1 pseudogene is annotated in these 519 nt (G+C 71.3%); it reads right to left on the bottom strand.

The window, feature by feature from the left end:
• Positions 1–519, bottom strand: a pseudogene (narY, locus tag E1285_RS45245) (nitrate reductase subunit beta); the annotation flags it as partial.

Below are 519 nucleotides of genomic sequence, written 5' to 3'. Positions count from 1 at the left end.
TGCCGGAGCCGCCCATGCCGGGCCCGCCCTCGTAGTTCAGGCTGCAGTCGGTGGCCAGTTCCTCCAGGCCGTGCGCCTGCTCGGCGTGCGCCGTCGGGATCACGTACCGCTCGTCGTACTTGGCGAGGGCCAGCAGCCGGTACATGTCGTACATGTCCTCGCCCGTCATCCCGACGCTGGCGGGGACGGCGTCGTCGGCGTCGCGGCCGAGGTTGAGGTCGCGCATGTAGGACCGCATCGCGGCCAGCCGGCGCAGGACGGCGTCGACCGGGGCGGTGTCCCCGGCGGTGAACAGCTCCGCGAGGTATTCGACGGGGATGCGGAGCGCGTCGATCGCGGCGAACAGGTTCCCGGGGTCCTCGGCGTCGTGGCCGGTGTCGCGGACGACGTCGACGACCGGCGACAGCGGCGGGATGTACCAGACCATCGGCATCGTCCGGTATTCCGGGTGCAGCGGCAGCGCCACCTTGTAGGTGTTGATCAGCGCGTGGATCGGGGACCGCTGGGCGGCCTCGATCC

Source organism: Actinomadura sp. 7K507 (genome assembly GCF_004348425.1).
Taxonomy (GTDB): Bacteria; Actinomycetota; Actinomycetes; order Streptosporangiales; family Streptosporangiaceae; genus Spirillospora.
The sequence above is the reverse complement of the archived record's forward strand: the minus strand, read 5'-3'. Positions and strand labels throughout refer to the sequence as shown.